We start from the raw sequence: 21,803 nt of genomic DNA, 5'->3' as shown, positions 1-21,803 counted from the left end.
TTATTTTGATGGATTAAACGCGCAAGAAACGGGCTGACGCAAGCTATACACGCTTACTCGACTTTAGCGTATTCTTCGCTGATGGGCTCTTCGGCAACCCGATATTGACGCTTGTCGCTGTTTTTTACCAGATACATAGTAGCATCGGCGCTTTCAAGTAACGCGGTAAGGTTGTAGCCCTCAACGCTAGAAAGGCTCACCCCAATACTGGCGCCGACATTCACTTTAATATCATTACTGATCTCAATCGGGATGGTAAATTGGCGCTGAATATCATCCAAAATGATGTACAACCGCTCGAGATCTTCTAATACAAACCCGACCACAAACTCATCACCGCCCCAACGCACGATGGTATCGTCTGCACGTAACACCCCAAGTAGGCGCGAGGCAATCACCTTGAGCACCACATCGCCCGCTTCGTGGCCATAATGATCGTTGACCGGTTTGAAGTCATTGAGATCCAACATGGCCAAAATAAATTGGTAGTTATGGCGGTTAGCATAGCTGAGCTGCTCTTTAAATTTCAGCTCGGCGCCGCGGCGATTTAACAAGCCCGTCAGCGCATCATGGGTGGCATTGTAGGCAAAGACTTTTTCCTGTTTTGCGCGGTCAGAGATGTCATACACCACCAACTCGATAAAGCGATTACGGTTGCCGCGCTGCTCTTCTACCAACGAAAACAGCACCCGCACCCAGATATCTTTGCCACGCTTTAACGAAAAATCCTTAAATTCACTTTTGTGACCAATACGTACCTGATTGAGCATATCTTCCAGCTCATAGGGTTCGCTAAACAACTCGGGCAAATAATACTGTTCATCCGATTTTTCACGGCTATCAAGCAGGAGTTTTTCAAAGGCGCTGTTGGCTAAAAATACCTGATTGCGGCTATTGATCAGTGCAATCCCTGCATGGGAATTTTCAAAAATCATTCGAAATTGGCGTTCGAGCTGGGCGATTTGAATATTGCGGGCGGTTTCGGCGATATAAAGGCCATGAATTTTTTGGATCAGCTGATTGGTGTGGTTGGCGAGGTAAGCAAGTTCATCATTGCCGGACAGCTGTATGACCTGCTCGGTCATGTTGCTTTCAATCTCAACCTGCTGCACTTGGGTCATCAAGTTCCGTAAGCGCTGCACCACAAAAAATTTAAAAATTAACAACATACACAACAATAAAGTGACCAACAGCGATAACTGCCAGCCCATCAGGAATAGTCCCTCATCGCGCGCTTGCTCGTTAATTTCAGTACGACTGAGCAATACGTCGATTTTACCCACCGGCGTATCGCTAAAACGGCTCATGAGCTGAAATGTTCTATCCGCACTCTCAAACGGCTTACCTTGATTGAGCGATTCATTGGATGAAAGAGTGATTCGAACAGAGGCGATCACCGGCGCGGTTTTTAAGCCGGTAATAATCTCCCACGCCAGCTGTTTGTCATTAAGATACGCCGCAGTTGCTGCGGTATTTTCAATGATTTTAACCAGACGACCTACCTGCTGCTCAGCATCTTTCTGAACAACATCATAGGCATGGCGGTAACTGATATAAGTGGTAAACGGAATAAAGATGGCCGCCACCAGCATGATGGCGAACAGTACCTTTAAATCAACGCGACTAGTCAGCCATTGAAATAACGAAAAGTACTTTAACCTCTTCATTCATTGCTCCCGCTGGGATATAGCCGATCGCATTGGGGTTTTGTGATATCAGCTTCAACATATCCTGTTCGTTGGCGACCTGCATCGGTGGCGTTGCTCGACCACTGAACATCAGCCTCGCCCAATAGGCATTCACTTCAGGTAACGACATACTCACTAATTCGCGGTAGAACTCTTCTCTGAGTGTTGAACCGCCCGGCGCATCGAGTTTCAGTACCGCCGCCCCAGAAGGAAAATAAGGAGAACGCCCCATGTACAGATCGGTCAATTGTTGCTTTGTTATCTTTGCGATCGGATTTTGTTTGTTGACCACCACATACAGCTCTTTACTAACCACCAGAGGCGAAAGCAGCAAGCTGAAGCAAAGTGCGAGCAATGTTATTAGTCTAGTCATCAGAATACTAAGCTCACACTTAAGGTAAACACATTGACCTGTTCATCGGGTGTTGCGCCAAAACTATCAGTTCGCCATAACATCGCTTTATTTTCGGTCACCCAACTGTGATCCCACTGTAATTTTAGCGCCATATCAGTACGAAAATCCCAGCGAACGCCTACCGATGCGGTACTTTGTCTGAGATCTACCCCATCAAAGATCGACTGAGAAATCGAGTACAATGGCTCAGGCACCATCTGACTGACTTGGTAACTGGCATTGATTGAGCGAACATGGCCAAGTAAACCGTATACCGCAACATTATCAATTCGACGCACAATCCCAGTGTAGGCCGCAAAAGTGGAGGGCAACAGTGGCTCTTCACTGTCGAGTAACGAGGCTTCAGCCAATAAGCTCCAATTGGCAAAACGATAGCTGATGCCGGAAGTATAGTACTGGGTAGCGGTATCAATATTCAACGCATCTAAGGTATCACTCACCCCTGGATAGGCCGCGTATAGCGCCAGCACGTTGCTCAGCTCGCTTAAACCTTCGTTCCCCAGATTAGAGAGCTTGGTATTCAGATATGCAGCACGAAAAGTAAACGCACCTTTTTCAAACTGCACCCCGGCGCCCCAAAACGGCTGTAAGTCAAAATCGCTTGATGTACCTGCGTAGATAAAGCGTGAATCAGATTTACCGTAAAACACTTTGGTATGCAGGTAACCAGAGGCAACTTGGGTTTTATGATTAACTTCAATGCCGTCAAAATGATAGAACGGAATCGCACCATAAAACTCCACCGGCGGACGCACCCAATCATAGGCGTAACCGACATTACCCACATCACCAATCATGGTGAGATCGCTGCCGATGCGGCCCGCACGAATACGCCAGTTGTTATTAGGTTCGTAGCTGACAAAGGCCAACTCAACGTTATCAAGCAGCTTATAGTCGTCACGACTTTTGGCCACCAGCTGCACCGTGGCTTGCCAATCTGGCGCAAGTTTTACATCCGCTTGCAAGCCAAACGCTGAGTCTTGCGCCAAGCTCCACTGCTGAAACTTACCCTCTTGGGTCATATCGCGTCGAAAGCCCAATGACGCCGAATCCGAATAGGCCGCACTCAAGGTAGCAAAACCGCGAAACTGGATGGCATCATCGCCAGCCGCCAAAACAGAGCCACTCAGCGTTGCTGCAAGCAACAGCGGGGCAAACAACCATTGTATTCGAGAACCTAGCATTATCCGCATCTTCATCCTTGCGAAGCTAACGAGATCAAGTAGTCAGCTTTTCAGCCGAGCCTATTGAATTTACTTACGTTATTTTACTGTTAATTAGTATAGAGAAACCATGCACAAATAGTGTAACCAGACTCAAGAAAACAACGTAAGTGCGCTGGCAATACAATAATCTTTTATTGCTGCGATAACATCTGGCCAAGCTTAACTAAATGAATATAGGAAAATAAGTGCACGCACTCACATAAGTGGATGCGCTAAAATTAGCATGCCGCTGCTAAAGCGTCACTCTTGACGATTATAAAACACATAATCAATCGAAATTTACAGTTCACTCGGCTTTGGGAATAACAAACAGAATTTTAATATTTTCATTCTCACTACCCGCGGCAATGTAGCCAATGGCGTTGGGATTTTGCTCTATCAGCTGCACCATATCTGGCTCGCTGGCCACCTGCATCGGCGGAGTTGCCCGGCCACTAAACATCAGTCGCGCCCAGTAGGCATTCACCTCAGGTAATGTCATGTTCACCAATGCCTTATAAAAATTAGCTCGCAAAGCAGAACCGCCCGGCGCATCTAATTTCAACACTGCGGCGCCGGAAGGGAAATACGGTGCCCGCCCCATAAACAGATCAGTGACTTGTTGCTTAGAGATGCTGCTTAGTGGATTTTGTTTGTTAACGACCACATACAACTCTTGGCTATTCGCAACTAAAGGCGAAGCCAAAGCGGTAAACCAGAATGCGAGTATGATGATTAATTTTTTCATTAGAATACGAAACTCACACCGAGGGTTAATACATTCACTTGTTCATTGGGCGTCGCGACAAAATTTTCCACGCTAACATCCCAAAGCGACGCTTTATTCTCAGCCACCCAGTAGTGATCCCACTGCAGCTTCAGCGCCATATTTTCAGCAAAATCCCAGCGAGCACCCAACGCGATAAGGCTCTGTCTGCGGTCTGAGGCATCAAAGGCAATTTGTGAATAGGTTCTAAGCGGTTCTGGCACGTCCTCCGAAACTTTGTAAGTGGCATTTAAGGCACGAACATGGGCGAATAAACTGTAGACTGAAACTGTGTTAAATCGCCAGGTGATCCCAGTGTAAGCGGTGAACAAGCGTGGCAGCATCTCCTCATGGCTGTCAATATACGACGCTTCGGCTAACACGCTCCAATTATCGAATCGATAGCTAATACCAGACATGAAATTGTCCGTGGCTGAACGGTATTCCAACGCTTCCATGGTTTCTGCAATTGTAGGTAAAAATGCATATGGCATGAGCGCTGCTCTAAGCAGCTCAACCCCAGTGTCCTCTAATGATGACAGAGTAACGTTGAGATAGGCCGCTCTAAAGCTAAACGATCCCTTTTCGTATTGCACCGCTGCGCCCCAATAGGGGTTCAGCTCAAACTCACTGGAAGTGTCAGCATTTACAAAATGCCCGTGCGACTTGCCATAAAAGGCCTTGGTACTCAGATAGCCAGCAGCGATATGGCTACGATGGGTTATTTCGATGCCATCAAAGTGGTACGACGGCACTGCACCATACACCTCAACAGGAGGTCTAACCCAATCGTAGGCATAGCCCACATTACCGACATCGCCAATCATCGAGATATCGGCACCGATCCGCCCTACGCGAATCCGCCAATCATTACTGGGGTCATAGGTCAGGTAGGCCCATTCAACCGTATCATTAAAAGCGTCATGTGCACGGTCTTTGAAGACTAATTGCACTGATGCTTTCAACTTATCATTCAGCTGCATATCGGCTTGCACCCCAAGGATGGAATCCGGTGCAATGCTCCAGTGCTGGGTGCGGCCGTCTTGACTCAGATCGCGACGAAACCCCAACACATCAGAGTCAGAGTAGGTGGCGCTCAGTGAACCAAAGCCGCGAAACTGAATTGACTCAGCGACAGCGGCTGTCACACTCATACTTGCCACTAATGGCAACGACGCTAACAGCAGCAAACCATGAGGTTGAATCCTACGCAATTTTTGCATCATCACTCTTTACCCGCTGATTGACGTTGGATAGTCATCTGAGTTTATTGGACTTTTAATCGAATGGATGGAACTCGTTTAGTATAGAAAAGACTATAGAAAACGCGTAATTAGGCGGCATTTATTTGTACGATACTTTGGTCAATACTTGATATCTCTTTGCTGCAGAAACGAAATTTTATCCCGAGTAATAATGAGATTTGTTTAAAACAACGGGGAGCCTGAGCTCCCCGATTCACTAATGGGTGTTCGCAGGGGAAGTTGAGGCAGGCACGGGGTTATTGAGGTGTTGCCCGAGGAAATCAAATACACGGTTATATAAGCGCAACACGCTGTCCGTTTGCTTGTCCTTCGCCACATCATCGAGATTGATTAAACTGACCGGCTTATGCAATTTTGCAGCTACATCAGCAAAATCGTCGAGCGCATTAAAGCGCGCCTTATCACTCAGCTTACTGGCAATTAACAGCGCAGCACCATTCACTTTGTCCACCAAATGGATAGGCGAATAACGTTTTAACATCTGCTTATCTTTGTCAGGATCACCAATGCGGTCGTAGACAAATTTTTGCCTCTGCGCATCGGTTTCGTAGCCGTCGGCCAAGCGCTCAACATACTCGGGTAGATCGGTAATGCCGGAAAAACTCACCGCGCAACGATACAGCTCGGGCGTTTCAATCACCCCCATCAAAGCGGCATAACCGCCATAATTCCACCCCACAAGACACGCTTGCCCTTTGGCCACAATACCTTGCCGGATCAGCGCTTGCGCCCCATCATCGAGGTCTTGTTGCATCCGTTGCCCCCATTGACGGTAACCCGCTTGCTCAAACGCTAAACCATAGCCGGTAGAGCCACGAAAATTGGGCTGCATCACCACATAGCCACGCGTTGCCAGCATTTGAGCAAAGGTGTCATATTGCAGGCCGACATTCGCTTGCGGTCCGCCGTGCGGCATCATAATCAAGGGATATTGCGAGCCGTCTTGGTAGTTCGGTGGTAGCAACAGCAATGCATGGATTTGCTGTTGGTCGCGACTTTGATAATCAAACGTCGCCGAGAATCCCAACGCTTTGGAAGACTGTTTAGAAAAGCCATAGTTAATCAACTTCAGCTTGCCGCTTTGCTCATCGTACAGATAAAAAATAGGCGGCGTTTCGGTATTGGACACAGATAACACCATCTGCTTGCCGTCATCAGTGACCGAGGTGTAGCGCAGATCGAGATTAGGCAACAGTTGCGCCAATTGCTGTTGTTGACGCTGCGCTTCGGGATCAAACAACTTCACGATCGGGGTATCGTCATCAATCACGTAGCCGTTGATTTGGTAACTGCCATATTCAAATAATGGCTGCAAAATATCGTGATTGGGATCTGCGGCCAACACCACATCTTTATTCAGATCGGTATCAAACGCCGTCAGTTGATAAAAGCCAGTGTCTTTATTGCGCTTACGGTAAACAAATAGCCCTTCATAAGTACCCACGAGGTCATCTAGATCGCTATTGTCTTCTTCATCGAGTTCGATATTCAGCGTTTTTTGCCAATCGTTCTTTTTGTATTCAAACAATTGAATTTCTTTGGCAATCGGCAAGTAGTTGAGTTTAAACAGCGGCTTACCGTTATGATCCGACATAAGTGCATAGGTGAAGCGATCGCCTTCAGCCACCTTCTCAGCACTGCCATCGTAGAGATCCACCTTATACAAACACAGACGATTATGTGAAAACGCTGTCATCATCAAATGGCGCGGATCGTCCCGCAATAGATTGCGAATATCGGTCACTCGACGATTAAACGACAGTCGGGTATCGCCCATCAAAACCGTGGCATTTTCCATGGTCGGGTCGATGGCCATTAACCGATCAAAACTGTCAAAGTTATCAGGATCGAAATCAGGTTCTTTGGCAGCGGCTTGTACTTTTTCGGGCTTAAATGGCACACGCATATAGATTAATAAGCGCGATTTATTGCCCCATTTAATGCCGATCGGCCGTTGAATATTGCCCCCGAGACGGCCTATTACCGGCCATTCGGGTTGAGAAAGATCGCGTACCGAGACAAAACGGGTTTTGTCGGAATCTCGATACCATAGCTGCGCCAGATAGCGGCCATCGGGTGAAAGCGCTGCATCAAGATGATCTTGAGGGGCGAGAAAATCTGCTAGGCTCGGCACATCGGTCGCCGCAAACAGCTTGACCGATAGCACCAACAACGCACAGGCAGCAAGGTGAATAAATCCAGCCAGTTTCATGAAAAAGTCCTTTTCGCGCACTAAACGCAACATGAAATGTGTTGGCTGACTATGACCGAAGCAGCAGTATGACGCAACGTAATTTACGCCGCATCAACGCAAAGTTAACGTAAGAAAATTTTCATGTAAGCTATTGATGATAAGCTAAATTATGCAGAGTGCCGACCTATTTAAACCGCCCAAAGCAACCAGCGATTACGCCCGTACTGCTTGCTTTGGTGCAGCGCAGCATCACTGTAGATTAGCAACTGTGCTGGACGGTGATTAACAAAGCTGACGCACAAACTTTAAACCGCACCTCTCGGTTCGACTTCGGCCACGGCTATGGCTATGGCTTACTGCACCGCATTACGCAACAACGCCGCGATTAATTCTGTCGTCGTCGCAGGTTTGCCGGCCTTAATACAACCGCGGATCACTGGGCCACAAATATCATCAATCTCCATGGTGCGGCCTTTTAGACGGTCCACCAGCATTGAGGTTTTTATCGCATCAAAGCCACAAATCAACTGATACATCTCTTCGATGTCAGCTTCAGTTAAGTGCACACCTTCGGCATTGGCCGCGCGTCCGGTTTCCTGCATCATGGTTTTCACTGTGTGGGTAAATACTGAGTGTTGGGTGAGTTCGCGCGTGTTAAGTAAGGTCAATGCCGTCAGCGGGTTCACAGCATTGTTAATCACCAACTTACGCCACAAGGCATAACTCACATTGTCGTAAACCGTGTTGGGAATTTGGGCATGAGTAAAAACTTCAGCGAGCGCCATTAAGCGTGATTGCAGCGTGGGGTTTTGCTGCTGGTTCGGCCAAGCACCGAAATCAACCTGTGCCACCCCAGTGGCTTCAACGTTACCCGGAGCGATGATATGAGCTCCAATTTTTACCGCTAAGCCGCCAACCGTGCGTTCCTGCCCCACCACTGACGCTATATGGGCTTCGTTATCCACCCCATTTTGCAATGACAAGATGAGTAACTCAGGATTGGCGTTTAACCAGTCGGCCAGTTGTAACATGAGTGGTTCAGTGGCACTGCTTTTGGCCGCCAGCAACAGCCAATCAAAATCTGAGGCGGAATAATCGCGCATTAGGCCAATCACATCGGTCGCCGCAACCGCTTCATTAAATGAAAACTGCGGATGTTTTAGCGTGAGCCCTTGTTGCTGCAACGCGGTGAGGTGTTCACCACGCGCCACCAGCAGCGCTTGATGCCCCGCCGCCAGTAACCGCGCAGCGTAATAACAACCAATGCCGCCCGCACCTAGTACCACAAATCTCATTATTCAGCTCCTTGCATGATGACCTGACTCACCATATCACTATTTTCAGTGAGATAAACCTAAGCGCTGCCTAGCTAGGCTTTCCTCATGCCGGTGAATGACCTAGACTTTAGTATTGATACAGATGTCGCAAAGGAATTGTTCTATCGGCAGAGGACGCTTTAACCGGGCACCCAGCACAACTAGGTTTAAGCGATCTCATGAGTAAATTTCTTTTCGGTTCCCTCAGCAAAACGCTCGTGGTCGCACTACTGACCTGTGTGGTTATTGCCGCTGTTACTGCGTGGTTATTGCTGCCAACAAACAACGCGCAATACCCTGCTGACCAGCTCGTTACGACGGATGTTCAAATCGAGAATGAATTGAAGTTGGTCCAAGTCACCTTAGATTCGCAACAGTCAAATCAAGATTACTTGCTCCACTTTCTAGATGCTGACTCAGACGAAAAAATCGCAGTGGTATTTGTGAAACGCGGCAGTCTGAAGGTAGTAAGCCTGCCGGTCGGTGATTACCACATCAAATTTGCTTCGGGCGCTCAATGGCAAGATGAGCAATCGCTCTTTGGCGCAGATACCGATATTCGCCAAACCCAGATACCCATGAAATTAACCGCGAGAAGAAGCGGCGCTTCCTATAACGTAATTCGACTCAATACCAAATTTATCGGGCAGCTACAGCCAGCCAAAATGTGAATGACGGCGACAGTATCTCAGGCCACTGCAACCATGTTTGATTAGCCTAGCCAAATCAATACCGCGATTAACGACAAAGTCTGCGCCGCCAAACCAACGGTAATCGCTATAGCTACGCCTAGGCCTGCCTTCTGCTTATTCACCCCTTGATTAAAAGGATCATCTAGCCATGCCAACACGCGATTGTGCTTGTTGGGGCGATAACTCAGCATCAAGCCAAGATAAATCAACATAGGTAACGCGGTAATGGCAACAGATAGCCAATAATCCACCGCGAACTGATTGAGTCCAATCGGCAACCCGAGTGGAATCACTAAGCCTAACAACACGAGGTACCACAAGGGTGCTTCAGCCCAATACTTCAACCTCTAAACTCCCACGCGAGCCAGCGTCGACACTGACTTTTTGCAAAGAGTCGAAGACTAGCATGAGTGCTATTTGATACCAAGGCTAAGCAGTTATTGATACGCCAGTAATCGATTCAGCCACTGTTTTTGCAGATACTTACGCGCTCGCTCATCATGGCGCTGCTGTAAAATCGGCAATGCCTGTTCGAAACTGGCATTTTTGGCCGGTTTATATTGATGCCAACGCACGATATGAAACCCCAGCTCGGTTTCAATCGGTTCACTGAGTTGCTCTACCGCTAATGTTGGCAATACAGCGGCGATTTCAGGAAACAGTTTGCTTTGCTCACACCACCCAAGAAAGCCACGTTCGAGTGCACTCGGGCACTCAGAATACTGCAGCGCCAACTGAGCGAAGTCTTGCCGCTGGCCAAGATGCCGAACCTGACAGATACGCTTTAATACCGCTTTGCGATGATTCTCGGGATAGTCGTTATTCACCGTGATCAGAATTTGGCTCATCTGCCAAATGGCATCACGCGCAAACTCCTGCCGATGACTGTCGTAATAGCGGCGCGCTTGCTCGATGGCCAACGGCGGAATATCAACACTGACGCGCTCCATCACCAGTTCACACAGCAGTTCATCGTATATTGCTGAGCGCAGCCCATCACGATCAAGCCCTTGTTTTTCCAGTGACTCAACAAAGCTGGTTTCACAGTCAAACTGGGCTAAACAGCTATCCCACGCTTGGCTAAGTTGCTCCGGCGACACGGTAACGCCAGCCGCCTCAGGGCTATTGATAATGGCACGTTGCAGCTGCAGCAAGCGTTCAACTTGCAACTCAACCTGCTGGCGTTGATCCATACTTAAGTACTCAGGATTGAGTTTAAACATCTCAGTGGCAGCTTTTGCCATCAAATAGCGGCGCTTTTGCGTCTCCATCGACTCCCCTCTTCTTCTGCTGGTACATCTTCCAGCGCCCGAGCAGGCACTTGCACTTCGGTGTTGGCTATTTTTACGGTAAAACTGAGTTCACCGCTGGCGAGATCGCGATCGATCCAGGTGACTTGCACCCGATCGCCTTTACGGGCTAACAGTTCACCTTGACTGGCCAGCGACAGGGTCAAACGGGCGTAATCAAGCATGCGAAAACGGCACGGCACAAAAGGGAGCGCGGCATCGATCACTTCAACATCGCGTAAGCCCACCAGTTGCCCAGTTTCTGGAAAGAACACCTCATAAATCACCTGCTCTTGCAGAAACCAGCCATGCTTGCGCACCACGCCAACATCGCCTTCGGCAACAATCAACTCGCCTTTAGCTACCCCGTAAAAGGTGCCATCGTTACGCACATTGCGCACCACACGCACTTCAGCGCCAGCGGCAAATCGAACGCCATCTTCCATCGTGTGCTCTCCGTTGTTGGCGCGACTTACACATCGCAACCGCTACAAGTACCGCAGCCCATATCAGCAAAAGCCAACTCTTGCCCGAGCTTGATGCTGCCGTAGGCAATCCGCACCGCTTTGCGATAGTGCTCCATGGTCAACGGTGGGTCGTAACGTTCTAACACGCCGTGATACAAGCGCAGCAGTTGCACTCGCTTGGTTTTGACCACTTCCGGGTCATATTTCACTTTGAAAAAGTCGAGAAAATCCTCTGCCGATTGCAGATGTTCTGGCAATACATCGGTATCAGTTGCTTCCATATTCTTCTCCTACTGGACTTGCGCCAAGAATGGCCACCGACTGCGCTAACGCGCGCAATGCGACTTCATCGGGGCTACATTTGTGAGTTTCTGACCACTGTCGCAACGTGAGCCGCAATCGCTGACATTGCTGCTCATCGAGCTCAATACCAAGTGCGCGATAGACAGTGCTGATCGCATTAACGCCTGAGTGTTTACCCAGCACCAACGTGTGTTCACGCCCCACTAATGCTGGCGAAAAACCCTGATAGTTATTGATATCTTTGAGTAAACCGTCGATGTGAATGCCTGACTCATGGGTAAACACTCCGGCACCCACAATCGCTTTTTGCAGCGACACTTGCCGCCCAGAGGCTTGCAATGCGTATTGGCACAGTGCTGGCAGTTGCCGTAAGTCGATGCCAGTTTCCGCTTTGTTGAGCACACTGAGCGCAACCACCACTTCTTCGAGCGGCGCATTGCCTGCGCGCTCACCAAGCCCGTTGGCGGTGGTGTTAATCGAGGTCGCGCCGGCATCAATTGCCGCCAGCGTATTGGCGGTTGCCAGCCCAAGATCGTTGTGAGCATGCATCTCGATCTCAAGATCGGTATGGCGCCGCAATTGGCCAATCATCTGCTGGGTTTTAAATGGGTCGAGAATGCCCAAAGTATCGGCAAATCGTACTCGGCTGGCACCAGCGCGTTCAGCGACTTCGGCGACCGACAGCAATAAGTCCATTTCGGAGCGGGAGGCATCCTCCATCCCGACACAGACCTTAAAGCCGAAATCGAGCGCCTGTTTGACGAAGCGATCGGTACGCGCCAACACCTGCTCTGGGGTACTGTTCAGTTTGCTGCCAATCTGCTGCCGTGACACAGGCGTCGACAGGTCGACCCAATCTAAACCGAGGTGCAGCGCCTGACTGATATCAAACTCGGTCATGCGGCACCACGCCATGGTTTCGCTGCGTGAGTGCGCCAGCGCCGAGGTTGCGGCGGCTGCGGCGTGCGCAGATTTAAGCGCGGCAGTAATCGCGGCGATGGTGTGTTGTTCCTGCGCGCCCATCGCCGGAATGCCAATTTCTAATTCGGGCACTCCAGCCGCCTGCATCAACAGCGCCAGTTGCACTTTTTCATCGGTGGTAAACGCCACGCCTGGGGTTTGTTCGCCATCCCGCAGCGTGGTGTCGTTAACGCGCACAAAAGGTAGCTTGTTCATTGTGTTAGCGCCTCCTCCGCGGATATTCGCTTAGGCGTAAGCCGGCGCGAACATCTCGGTTGATCCTCTGTTGGATTCGTTATCCCAGTAAGGCGACAACATCCGCAGCCTAGCCACAATGGCCGGTAGTTCCTGCAACACTGCATCAATATCGTCATCAGTGGTAAAACGCGACAACGAGAAACGCAAAGTGCCATGCGCTGCAGTGAACGGAATATTCATCGCTTTCATCACGTGAGAAGGTTCGAGCGAGCCCGAGGTACAGGCGGAGCCGGAGGAACAGGCGATGCCCACTTGATTGAGCATCAGCAGCAAAGCCTCGCCTTCGATATATTCAAAGGCGATATTGGTGGTGTTGGCCACCCGTTGCTGCGGATTGCCGGTCACAAAACAGCTTGGGATCCGTGCTAACAAGCCTTGTTCGAGGCGATCACGCATCATTGATTGACGTGCCGTTTCTGCCGCCATGCTGTGATAAGCAATCTCTGCCGCCATGCCAAGGCCGATAATGGATGCCGCGTTTTCAGTACCGGCGCGACGCCCGCGTTCTTGATGGCCGCCACGCAGCAATGGTCGAAACCGCGTGCCACGTCGCAGATACAGGGCACCGATGCCCTTCGGCGCGTGAAATTTATGCCCAGAAATCGACATCATATCGATCTCGGTATGTTGCGCATTAATCGGATATTTACCGGCCACTTGCACCGCATCCACATGCATCTGCGCGCCCACAGATTTAGCCAACTTGGCCAACATCTCGACAGGAAACAGCGTGCCAGTTTCATTGTTAGCCCACATGATTGATACGACAGCGACTTGGTCGCTCAGCGCCGCCCGAAAGGCGTCTATATCTAAGCGGCCTTTGCCATCAACACCGATCCAGTGGATCTTGTAGCCCTTGCGTTCGAGATGCTGACACAGTTGCAACGTAGCAGGATGCTCCACCACTGAGGTGATGATCTCTTTACGCTCTGGCAGTGCTTCTACCGCCGACATAATCGCAGTTGCGGTGGCCTCGGTAGCGCAGGAGGTGAATACCACTTCAGACGCATGTTCAGCGCCCATCAACAGCTGCACTTGTTCGCGCGCCTTTGCCATCGCATGGCCAACCGTCGCGCCAAGCTGATGAATTGACGATGGATTACCATAGAAATCGCTTAAAAACGGCAACATGGTTTCCAGCACTTTAGGGTCGATGCGGGTGGTGGCGTTGTTATCCAGATAAACCGTCTTCGGCAACGCCTCAGCATGGATGTTTTCATAGATCATAAGTGGCCTCCTTTTGCTCGCTTTCTTCACTGCTTGGTTGCAGCGGGAATACCGTGACGGTTTCGCCCAGTGCATCGGAAATTTTGATTTCTAAGTTAGCGAGGGTTAGCCCTGAGAGACCGCAGCCGGAGCAGTTGCCCGACATGCTGACAAACACCAGATGATCTTCAATATCCACCAGATGAATATCGCCGCCATCGGCACGTACCGCAGGACGCACCTGCTCGATGACCTTTTCGATAATCGCTTTGCGCTCAGCAAGGGCTGCATCGTCAGTCGCGGCTACCGCAATGGGCTGAATTTTGCTGACAGCCGCAATTTTTGGCGTAGCAGCCACTTTGCTGTTGGCTTTGGCAACGGCCGCCACATCAATGCCCGCTTCGGCCATTTCCTCTAATGTTTCATCCAGCACCCACTCGATTTTTTCATGGCAAGAGGTACATGCCCCACCAGCTTTGGTGTAGTTAATCACCTCTTCTAAGGTTTGCAGGCCATTGGCTTTTACGACGCGCTTGATCATCAAATCGTCAATGGCGAAACATTTACAGATCAGCTCGCCCTCTTCGTGGTCATCGTCCAACACTTCACCACGATAGTTGGCCACCGCGGCATGCAAGGCTTCCATGCCCATTACCGAGCAATGCATTTTTTCCGGCGGAAGACCATCAAGATAATCGGCAATCTCTTGGTTGGTGACTTTGAGGGCATCGTCTAAGGTTTTGCCGATGATGATTTCGGTCAATGCCGATGAGGAGGCAATGGCACTGCCACAGCCAAAGGTTTGAAAACCTGCGTCTTCAATAATTTCAGTGTCAGGGTTAACTTTGAGGCTCAGGCTGAGTGCATCACCACAACTGATAGAGCCGACATCGCCACGTGCGTTGGCGTTGCTGACCAATTTGGCGTTCTTCGGGTTGAAGAAATGCTGCTTAACTTTCTCTGAATAATCCCACATATATTCACTCCCTAACCTGTGTGACGGTGCTTGGTATCAGGCTTGGCATTTGTCGCGTAAAAGCCATACCCATGTGTCATTGGTTTAGGAGTTAGTGCAAATGGCGCACCAGCCGCCACAATTCGTTTACATTTTGATAACTGGTTGAATAATTGCGAGATTAATCAAAGTTTTTGGCCTATGCCAATCACGAAATTGAGCGCTGTGTCATGCTTGTCAGCAATTTGTACCAAAGCTGACAATTTTGTTGATATAGCGCTTGTCGCAAACAGGACAAGCGCTAGTAAGGGGAGTGAACCTAGTTTACTTAGTTACGCAAACCGCATTTATTATCCAGCCAGTCCAAAATACTTTGGTACAGCATTACCTTGTTGTCATAGAACAGGGTATCGGAGAAATGGTCCGCATCTTTGAGCTCAACATATTTATAATCCTTGTTGAACTCCTTCAGCTTATTCACAAACGCGTGACTGTGTTCAATCGGTACGCGGCTATCGATATCACCATGGATCACCATAATCGGCACATTCACGTCTTTCACCTTTTCGACCGGTGAAACACCTTTAATGGTCGGTTCTTGCAAGATGCTGAGATAACGGTTGTCGTTGAGTGTGGCGTTGATCCGATTTAAGTCACTGACTCCAGCACCGGCAATGGAACACTGATAAATGTTGTTTTCCCGCATAGCGGAGACAAACGCCGCATAGCCACCATAGCTCCAACCAAACATGGCGAGCTTTTTCGGGTCTGCCAAGTTCTTGCTTACCAAAAATTGCGCAGCATCATCAAGGTCATCTTGCATTTTAAGCCCCCAATTTTTGTCACCTGCCATCCAAAAATCTAAGCCATAACCAGTTGAGCCACGGAAGTTTGGTTGAATGACTAAGTAGCCATGATGTGCGAGCAATTGTGACCATTCGTCAAAAATCACCACATCACGAGCCCATGGGCCACCGTGCGGTAATACCACCGTTGGATATGGTGCTTTACCTGTGGTGGGCATAGTGACATAGGCGCGAATTTTCTTCCCATCGCGCGCGCTATAAGAAATGTATTTTACCGATGCCAGCTGATCTTCAGTCAACAATGGGCGGCTAGGACCAACTTTTTGCAACTGCCCTTTGCTGTTCAGCAGATAAAATTCGCCAGGATTTTTATCCGACATCACCCGAACGACAAACTGATCTTCTGCATCACTGCGGCTGATAATGCTAACAAATTGCTTTGGAAACAGCGGATAAAGTTGATTATTAAGTGCTTCCTCTTTCGGATCGATGAAATACTGCACCGGTTGTTTTTCGGTATAGGTAAAACTCGCAAGTTCGTGCTGTTTATTAAAGCTTACCGCATCAATATCAACCCCTTGCAGGCCGTATAAACGTTCTGAATAGCTGCCTTTGTCAATATCGTACAGATAAAGCCCAGTGGTATCCTCGCCGTGATTCATCAATACATAAAGCTGATTCAGGTTACTCTTATTAAAACCAACCACTTCATAGTTTTCACGGCTTTTAGCAGATACCTCTTTTAGCAGCTGCCAATCATCGCTACCTGATTTACGCACATAGATATCAATACTGTTGTTAGCTAAATTCCAGCCCTGGCCGACACGAATATCGCCTTTGTAATCGGCAATAAAACCGCCATTAATCTTGTCTGAACCACGCACCAAAATCGCGGTGCTACCGGTATTCACATTCAGCTTAATCACATCCGGTACGTAGTTATTATTGGCATCACCAAAGACTAAAATATTGTCATCATCTTCGGGGAGAGTGTTCAACAGCTGAAAGCCGCCTCGAGTTGCTTTACTGAAAGGCACTAACCAATCGCTTTTACCGTCAATACTGGTAATCGCAAACTTACTCACCCAATACTTATGGGCTCTATCTTCGAGGATCTGGCGAAAGTTAACCGCAATACGCTCGTTGTTAAGCCAGACAACACTCGACACTAACATTTTGTTAGCTCCCAAGGTCACGGGAGACTTTTTCAAATCATTAGCGTCATAAATTTCAATAATATAATCGCCGTTTTTCGAGGTAGAGCGAATCACAGAAAGGTGTTTGCCATCGGGTGAAACCGCCACTGAGCGGATAAAAGGCAACACAGAAAACGCATCAACTTCATCAAATTTGCTTTCGGCAGCCGTCGCGTTCAGCGACAAGCCGATAGCCAAGGTAATCATCACTACAAATTTCAAATAGCCGTTCATTCAATCTTCCTTAATAAAATGGCCCTAGTTAGGGCCATTTAAATTCACTACTAGTTGAAGTTAGAACTTAGCATTCAGGTTCAGGAACACTGTTCTTGGTGTTGCATAACCAACACCCAATGGGATGTTAGTATTTGACCAAGAACCATCTGGGTCAACTTTTGGTGGCTTGTCGTTAAACACGTTTCTGACACCTAAGTTAACTGTGTAGTTGTCCCACTCGTAACCCAAAGACAAGTTGTGAGTCCAATAGTCTTCGGTGTAACCCACTGGACGACATAACAGTGGACTGCCGTCATCGTTATACAAACCTGTACAACCAATGGTGTCTTCTTCGAAGTCACCCAGATCATCTTCTTCACCAGCGGCGATATAGATTGCTTGCCAGTTCATGAAGAAATCACTGTAGCGTAAGCTCAGCAACGCTTTGCCACGCCATTCTGGATAGTCTGGTTCGCCCACGTTATCGTCCACAGTACCTAACACGTCGTATACCGCTTCTGTCATACGTGTTGCAGTCACGTCCAAACCAATTTCAAGGCTGTTATCAAATACGACCACATCTTGCTTGTAGTACAGGTTGAAGTCGAAGCCTTTAGAGGTAATCAGACCGATGTTGATAAAGCTTGAGTCAATAAAGCCGAATCGACCATCATCACCACGACTTAAACGGTCACAGAATGCAGCGTTACCGTCAGCAGAGTAACATTGGTTGATGCTATACCCAGCACTTGGTTCAGCGATACTGTTGGTCACTTCGATATTGAAGCGAGTAGCAGACAAGGTTAACTCAAATGCATCGGTAAATGGTTGTTCGAAAATGATCCCCCAAGTCTTCGCAACTGAGGTTTCAGGATCCAACTCTTCACTACCACCACTGGTCACTTCAGTGCTGTAAGAGTTAGTAAACTCTTGTTCACCATTTTGGCCCAAACCAAGGGTGGTTGGGTCAACACCTGAGGCCAAACAACGTTGCAAGGTAACTGGATCACGTTCGTCCAACGATGGATCATAAGTTGCTGGCACATTAGGATTCAGTGGGTCAGTCACACGCGCATCTGCTGGAACGACACAAGGGTCAGTCAGCGTGCTGAAACCACTTTGGCCATTCAAGAAGTGCTCACGTAAGTTTGGTGCACGATAAGAAGTACCTTTAGTACCACGTAAGGTTAACCAATCTACTGGGCGATACACCCCTTTCAGGCTGTAGGTTTTGGCGGTGCTGTAGTAGGTTTCTTTTGATACACGACCAGACGCAGTAAAGGTCAGTTCTTCAATACCTGGTTTGCCCTTAATCAACGGCAAATCAACTTCGGTGAAGGCTTCACGCAAAATACGTGCGCCATCCGCACCCGCATCAGCAAACCAACCCCACAGCAGACCTTCAGACGCAACATCGTTGGCATTGGTTTCAATCTCATCACGACGCCATTCAATACCAAAGATTGAAGATACTGGCTCATTGTTCCATGGCAGATGGAACAGATCACCCCCAACGTAACCGTTGATAATCGCTTGATTTACCTTGGTTTCCATCTTACGTTCAACCATCAGGTAGTCATATTCTGCCTGAGTCAGAGTACCACCACCTGGTTGATAGATGTTTTCAGAGAACAAGTTCACTGGCACACAGCCGTCAGTACCATCGCCACAGGTAATCGAACCATCTGGATTCATCACTGTGGTATTCAGGGAGTTCACCAGACGTTCTTCGCTGATACCCATCATGTTGTTAGTACCTTTAGAGGCACTGTAAGACACATAAGTATCGTAATACCAGTTTTGCAGGCCGATGTTTTCCAACGCATGCAAATCACCAGTAACACCTGCCACTGCACGGTATTGGCTTAACTCAATATCTGCGCTGTCACGGTCACCACGAATGTTAATGATAGGACGCGCCCATACAGGACCCCAATCGGTGCCCGCAGCGGCCATACAGTTGATGCCATTCACACCACAAGGGTTGAACGGGTTGGTATCAGGTACCCATTCAAAGATCTGCGCACCAGGATCAAACGATGGAGACTTACGCTTAGCGTATAAGCCTTCGTAGTAAAGCGTGGTGTTGTTATCATCTTGGAAATTGTATTCCCCGTTTAACATTACCGAATAACGCTTATTGCGTGAACGGTAGTCACCAGACTTGTAATAGTCAGACTTCTGATAGGCATATAGCGGATCTTGCAGATCAACGTCTGTATAACCATCACCGTTACCATCAACGATTACAGCATCAGGAATACCGTCGCCGTTAGAGTCTGCCATGATCCAGGTTGGCATATAGCCAGCGTAGATGTTTGACACGTTACTTTCAGAGAAGCCTGGTACACCCACGTTGCTATAACCTGGGGTTGAGTAGAGGCTACCGAAGAAGTTGTCGAATTGAACACGGTTGGTCAGCGGGAAAATATCACAAGTATCTACGTCACCACGGGCAGTAGGGCCATAACCGCTGGCACGGATGATACGGCGACCATCTTCAGTTTCCCAAATACGCTCTTCACAACCACGGGTAAAGTCATTACCGCCACGAGAGATCGCTTTCTGATCGTTGTATTCAGCACCAACAGTCACAAAGCCGTTATCAAATGTGGTGCCCCACATGGCTGATAACACTGTCTCTTCACCACCATCACCTTTAGGCTGTGAACGAGACGCAGTGATATCAAAACCTTCCACGTCTTTTTTCAAAATAACGTTGGCAACACCGGCTACCGCATCAGAACCATAGACTGTAGACGCACCGTCAAACAGGTTTTCGATACGTTGAATCATCACCCCAGGGATCATGTTCAAGTCTGGTGAGGTAGGTGCACCACCGATACCGGCAGGTGCCATGCGGCGACCGTTGATCATCACCAAGGTACGTTCCGCGCCCAAACCACGGAAACCAATGGTTGAAGCACCTGGGCCGTTATCAGTAACGTAACCGCCGAAGGTGTTATCAATCTGCACACCGGCGATTTGAGTTGAGCTTTGTAGCATTGAGGCGGCATCAAACATACCAAGTTCACGAGAAACATCGCCATCAATAACTTGTACTGGTGAAGCTTCAGAAAACTCGGCTTTACGAATACGGCTACCAGTAACAATGATGCGCTCTACCGCTTCTTCTTCCTCTAAAGTCGTTGTAGAAGCTTGAGCACTTTCTGTAACTGCAGTTTTCTCCACTTCTGCAGCATCGTTAGCATATGCGTGAAATCCCCCCACACATCCTATCAGCAACGAATATCGAATTGCCGTCGAAAGCATGCTTGTCCTAAACATATCATTCTCCATCCCATATCTTTTTGAATTATCTTATTTTTGTTCCATTCCAACAGCGCAAATAAGAACAGATACTTGGTTAAGCTAACATCGCAGGACTTTTTTGTTAACAGGTATAAGCCACAAAGTTACATTTGAAACAATAAAATCACATTATTCATTTTCTGCTAAAACAGCATTGAATTATTCAATAATCGGAAACAATATTTCAGTAATTGAACATGTATTTAGATAATAATCATTCTTTACAATAAATTAAGTATCTTTAATTAAACCAAAAATAGAACAAACTTCGCATAGGATTGGTCAAAATCCGTTCAAGATTTGGCCACCAATAAAATGCGGTTTGTCAGCATAAGTTTTGTTACAAAAAGTACAAAAACCGTAAAGATTAGTGGCCACAATGACAGGTTTAGCCGCAGCCTGATCCGATAGAAAAACAGCTGCAACAGCGAAGAAAAGAGATTGGGGTGTAGGCAGATAATACAGCGCCCTAATGGGGTTATTTCAGCGGCGTAATACTTTGCTCAAAAATCTCAATCAAAGGGCCGAGATCCAGATGGACACCAGCGATATTAGCTTCAACCCATTGCGTTTTGCTGATGTGCGGCCAGTGCACATCAAAGCCTAAACAAAACAACATCTCTTCGAAAAAGAACCGCTGCGCACGGCCATTCCCTTCACGAAATGGATGCAATAGATTGATCTCGCAGTAGATATCCGCCACCGCTTCAAACAAGGTAGATGAGTAACTTAAGGTGGCAAGTGACGAGATCTGCGCGAACAGCTTTTCAGCTTCTGGCAAGATGCGGTCACAGTGACAAAAACGGGTACTGCCTTTGGCGATATCAACGTCGCGGATCTCGCCCGCCCACAGATAGATATCTTGAAACAGATAACGATGCAGTTCGCGTAGATGATGGAAGGTAAAATCATGGATGGTGAGCGCGGGCGCATCGTAGCAACGATAGCGCTCGGCACTGAATGCAGCTTCAGCTTCAGCCAAACGCTCAGCATTGCGAATATGCAGCAGGTTGATCAGTACATCTGTACCAGGGTAACAATATTTGTCCTGAGTCACGCCGTACTTATCTTGCATATTTCCGCTTCAGCTCCTCGATGGAAAGATTTTCATCGGTGTTCTTTAGCGCTAATCCTTCATAACCAAGACTGGTTTTATAATTTTCCATCTTTGGCTTAAATTTTGGCTTGTTTTCAGCTTTTCGTGCCATAGCGGTCGATGTCATATACCCTCCCGAAACAGCTTAAATTATACGCAAAATAACGCCAATTTGTCACCTGACGGCGGGAAGCTGAT

General features: G+C 48.2%; 19 protein-coding genes. 1 reads left to right on the top strand and 18 read right to left on the bottom strand.

Going from position 1 to position 21,803, the window contains the following annotated elements; all coding sequences use genetic code 11:
* Positions 1 to 53: 53 nt before the first annotated feature.
* From JYB87_RS02775 to JYB87_RS02745, 7 genes are all read right to left on the bottom strand, one after another.
* Positions 54 to 1,667 (bottom strand): sensor domain-containing diguanylate cyclase, encoded by a 1,614-nt coding sequence (locus JYB87_RS02775; RefSeq protein ID WP_207355394.1) that lies wholly within the window; start codon positions 1,665 to 1,667, stop codon positions 54 to 56.
* The gene (locus JYB87_RS02770) at positions 1,624 to 2,061 is read right to left on the bottom strand and encodes a type 2 periplasmic-binding domain-containing protein (protein ID WP_207355393.1); all 438 of its coding nucleotides are present in this window, start codon (positions 2,059 to 2,061) and stop codon (positions 1,624 to 1,626) included. The genes JYB87_RS02775 and JYB87_RS02770 overlap by 44 nt, the downstream gene beginning before the upstream one ends.
* Positions 2,061 to 3,287, bottom strand: a complete 1,227-nt coding sequence (locus JYB87_RS02765) for a hypothetical protein (RefSeq protein WP_207355392.1) — start codon at positions 3,285 to 3,287, stop codon at positions 2,061 to 2,063. Before JYB87_RS02765 ends, JYB87_RS02770 begins: the two co-directional genes overlap by 1 nt.
* A 328-nt stretch (positions 3,288 to 3,615) precedes the next feature.
* Positions 3,616 to 4,056 carry a type 2 periplasmic-binding domain-containing protein gene (locus tag JYB87_RS02760; protein ID WP_207355391.1) on the bottom strand — a complete coding sequence of 147 codons (441 nt, stop codon included), beginning with the start codon at positions 4,054 to 4,056 and terminating at the stop codon, positions 3,616 to 3,618.
* Positions 4,056 to 5,297 (bottom strand): porin, encoded by a 1,242-nt coding sequence (locus tag JYB87_RS02755; RefSeq protein ID WP_207355390.1) that lies wholly within the window; start codon positions 5,295 to 5,297, stop codon positions 4,056 to 4,058. Before JYB87_RS02755 ends, JYB87_RS02760 begins: the two co-directional genes overlap by 1 nt.
* Before the next feature lie 238 nt (positions 5,298 to 5,535).
* Complete coding sequence (locus JYB87_RS02750) at positions 5,536 to 7,551, bottom strand: alpha/beta hydrolase family protein (RefSeq protein ID WP_207355389.1); 2,016 nt, start codon at positions 7,549 to 7,551, stop codon at positions 5,536 to 5,538.
* Between the two features lie 335 nt (positions 7,552 to 7,886).
* Positions 7,887 to 8,828 (bottom strand): ketopantoate reductase family protein, encoded by a 942-nt coding sequence (locus JYB87_RS02745; RefSeq protein WP_207355388.1) that lies wholly within the window; start codon positions 8,826 to 8,828, stop codon positions 7,887 to 7,889.
* Positions 8,829 to 9,028: 200 nt separating this feature from the next.
* Here JYB87_RS02745 and JYB87_RS02740 point away from each other — a divergent pair, with 200 nt between their 5' ends.
* Complete coding sequence (locus tag JYB87_RS02740) at positions 9,029 to 9,520, top strand: hypothetical protein (RefSeq protein ID WP_207355387.1); 492 nt, start codon at positions 9,029 to 9,031, stop codon at positions 9,518 to 9,520.
* A gap of 41 nt (positions 9,521 to 9,561) precedes the next feature.
* Here JYB87_RS02740 and JYB87_RS02735 read toward each other — a convergent pair whose 3' ends face one another.
* The 11 genes from JYB87_RS02735 to JYB87_RS02685 all read right to left on the bottom strand — a co-directional run bounded on the left by JYB87_RS02735 (position 9,562) and on the right by JYB87_RS02685 (position 21,732).
* Complete coding sequence (locus JYB87_RS02735) at positions 9,562 to 9,885, bottom strand: hypothetical protein (protein WP_207355386.1); 324 nt, start codon at positions 9,883 to 9,885, stop codon at positions 9,562 to 9,564.
* Between the two features lie 93 nt (positions 9,886 to 9,978).
* Entirely contained in the window at positions 9,979 to 10,812 is an 834-nt protein-coding gene (locus tag JYB87_RS02730) for a peptidylprolyl isomerase (RefSeq protein WP_207355385.1), read from the bottom strand.
* Positions 10,785 to 11,276 carry a nitrogen fixation protein NifZ gene (locus JYB87_RS02725; protein ID WP_207355384.1) on the bottom strand — a complete coding sequence of 164 codons (492 nt, stop codon included), beginning with the start codon at positions 11,274 to 11,276 and terminating at the stop codon, positions 10,785 to 10,787. The genes JYB87_RS02730 and JYB87_RS02725 overlap by 28 nt, the downstream gene beginning before the upstream one ends.
* A 26-nt stretch (positions 11,277 to 11,302) precedes the next feature.
* Complete coding sequence (locus tag JYB87_RS02720) at positions 11,303 to 11,578, bottom strand: nitrogenase-stabilizing/protective protein NifW (RefSeq protein ID WP_207355383.1); 276 nt, start codon at positions 11,576 to 11,578, stop codon at positions 11,303 to 11,305.
* Positions 11,565 to 12,776: a homocitrate synthase gene (gene nifV, locus JYB87_RS02715; protein ID WP_207355382.1), complete on the bottom strand. Its 1,212-nt coding sequence runs from the start codon at positions 12,774 to 12,776 to the stop codon at positions 11,565 to 11,567. Before nifV ends, JYB87_RS02720 begins: the two co-directional genes overlap by 14 nt.
* 30 nt (positions 12,777 to 12,806) lie before the next feature.
* Positions 12,807 to 14,045: a cysteine desulfurase NifS gene (nifS, locus tag JYB87_RS02710; RefSeq protein WP_207355381.1), complete on the bottom strand. Its 1,239-nt coding sequence runs from the start codon at positions 14,043 to 14,045 to the stop codon at positions 12,807 to 12,809.
* Entirely contained in the window at positions 14,035 to 15,000 is a 966-nt protein-coding gene (nifU, locus tag JYB87_RS02705; RefSeq protein WP_207355380.1) for a Fe-S cluster assembly protein NifU, read from the bottom strand. Before nifU ends, nifS begins: the two co-directional genes overlap by 11 nt.
* Before the next feature lie 307 nt (positions 15,001 to 15,307).
* Positions 15,308 to 17,215 carry an alpha/beta hydrolase family protein gene (locus tag JYB87_RS02700; protein WP_207355379.1) on the bottom strand — a complete coding sequence of 636 codons (1,908 nt, stop codon included), beginning with the start codon at positions 17,213 to 17,215 and terminating at the stop codon, positions 15,308 to 15,310.
* A gap of 60 nt (positions 17,216 to 17,275) precedes the next feature.
* Entirely contained in the window at positions 17,276 to 20,485 is a 3,210-nt protein-coding gene (locus tag JYB87_RS02695; protein WP_207355378.1) for a TonB-dependent receptor domain-containing protein, read from the bottom strand.
* Positions 20,486 to 20,987: 502 nt separating this feature from the next.
* Positions 20,988 to 21,584, bottom strand: a complete 597-nt coding sequence (locus JYB87_RS02690; protein ID WP_207355377.1) for a Fic/DOC family protein — start codon at positions 21,582 to 21,584, stop codon at positions 20,988 to 20,990.
* The gene (locus JYB87_RS02685) at positions 21,574 to 21,732 is read right to left on the bottom strand and encodes a hypothetical protein (RefSeq protein ID WP_207355376.1); all 159 of its coding nucleotides are present in this window, start codon (positions 21,730 to 21,732) and stop codon (positions 21,574 to 21,576) included. The genes JYB87_RS02690 and JYB87_RS02685 overlap by 11 nt, the downstream gene beginning before the upstream one ends.
* Positions 21,733 to 21,803: the final 71 nt, after the last annotated feature.

Source organism: Shewanella avicenniae, from assembly GCF_017354945.1.
GTDB lineage: Bacteria > Pseudomonadota > Gammaproteobacteria > Enterobacterales > Shewanellaceae > Shewanella > Shewanella avicenniae.
This window is presented reverse-complemented; position numbering and strand designations above follow the sequence as displayed.

What these genes read in the sequence shown, in the direction of transcription:
- JYB87_RS02750 (WP_207355389.1), bottom strand. Translation starts at nt 7,551, where the DNA reads ATGAAACTGGCTGGATTTATTCACCTTGCTGCCTGTGCGTTGTTGGTG.
- nifS (WP_207355381.1), bottom strand. Translation starts at nt 14,045, where the DNA reads ATGATCTATGAAAACATCCATGCTGAGGCGTTGCCGAAGACGGTTTAT.
- JYB87_RS02755 (WP_207355390.1), bottom strand. Translation starts at nt 5,297, where the DNA reads ATGCAAAAATTGCGTAGGATTCAACCTCATGGTTTGCTGCTGTTAGCG.
- nifV (WP_207355382.1), bottom strand. Translation starts at nt 12,776, where the DNA reads ATGAACAAGCTACCTTTTGTGCGCGTTAACGACACCACGCTGCGGGAT.
- JYB87_RS02770 (WP_207355393.1), bottom strand. Translation starts at nt 2,061, where the DNA reads ATGACTAGACTAATAACATTGCTCGCACTTTGCTTCAGCTTGCTGCTT.
- JYB87_RS02765 (WP_207355392.1), bottom strand. Translation starts at nt 3,287, where the DNA reads ATGCTAGGTTCTCGAATACAATGGTTGTTTGCCCCGCTGTTGCTTGCA.
- JYB87_RS02730 (WP_207355385.1), bottom strand. Translation starts at nt 10,812, where the DNA reads ATGGAGACGCAAAAGCGCCGCTATTTGATGGCAAAAGCTGCCACTGAG.
- JYB87_RS02695 (WP_207355378.1), bottom strand. Translation starts at nt 20,485, where the DNA reads ATGTTTAGGACAAGCATGCTTTCGACGGCAATTCGATATTCGTTGCTG.
- JYB87_RS02745 (WP_207355388.1), bottom strand. Translation starts at nt 8,828, where the DNA reads ATGAGATTTGTGGTACTAGGTGCGGGCGGCATTGGTTGTTATTACGCT.
- JYB87_RS02760 (WP_207355391.1), bottom strand. Translation starts at nt 4,056, where the DNA reads ATGAAAAAATTAATCATCATACTCGCATTCTGGTTTACCGCTTTGGCT.
- JYB87_RS02725 (WP_207355384.1), bottom strand. Translation starts at nt 11,276, where the DNA reads ATGGAAGATGGCGTTCGATTTGCCGCTGGCGCTGAAGTGCGTGTGGTG.
- JYB87_RS02690 (WP_207355377.1), bottom strand. Translation starts at nt 21,584, where the DNA reads ATGCAAGATAAGTACGGCGTGACTCAGGACAAATATTGTTACCCTGGT.
- JYB87_RS02720 (WP_207355383.1), bottom strand. Translation starts at nt 11,578, where the DNA reads ATGGAAGCAACTGATACCGATGTATTGCCAGAACATCTGCAATCGGCA.
- nifU (WP_207355380.1), bottom strand. Translation starts at nt 15,000, where the DNA reads ATGTGGGATTATTCAGAGAAAGTTAAGCAGCATTTCTTCAACCCGAAG.
- JYB87_RS02685 (WP_207355376.1), bottom strand. Translation starts at nt 21,732, where the DNA reads ATGACATCGACCGCTATGGCACGAAAAGCTGAAAACAAGCCAAAATTT.
- JYB87_RS02700 (WP_207355379.1), bottom strand. Translation starts at nt 17,215, where the DNA reads ATGAACGGCTATTTGAAATTTGTAGTGATGATTACCTTGGCTATCGGC.
- JYB87_RS02775 (WP_207355394.1), bottom strand. Translation starts at nt 1,667, where the DNA reads ATGAAGAGGTTAAAGTACTTTTCGTTATTTCAATGGCTGACTAGTCGC.
- JYB87_RS02740 (WP_207355387.1), top strand. Translation starts at nt 9,029, where the DNA reads ATGAGTAAATTTCTTTTCGGTTCCCTCAGCAAAACGCTCGTGGTCGCA.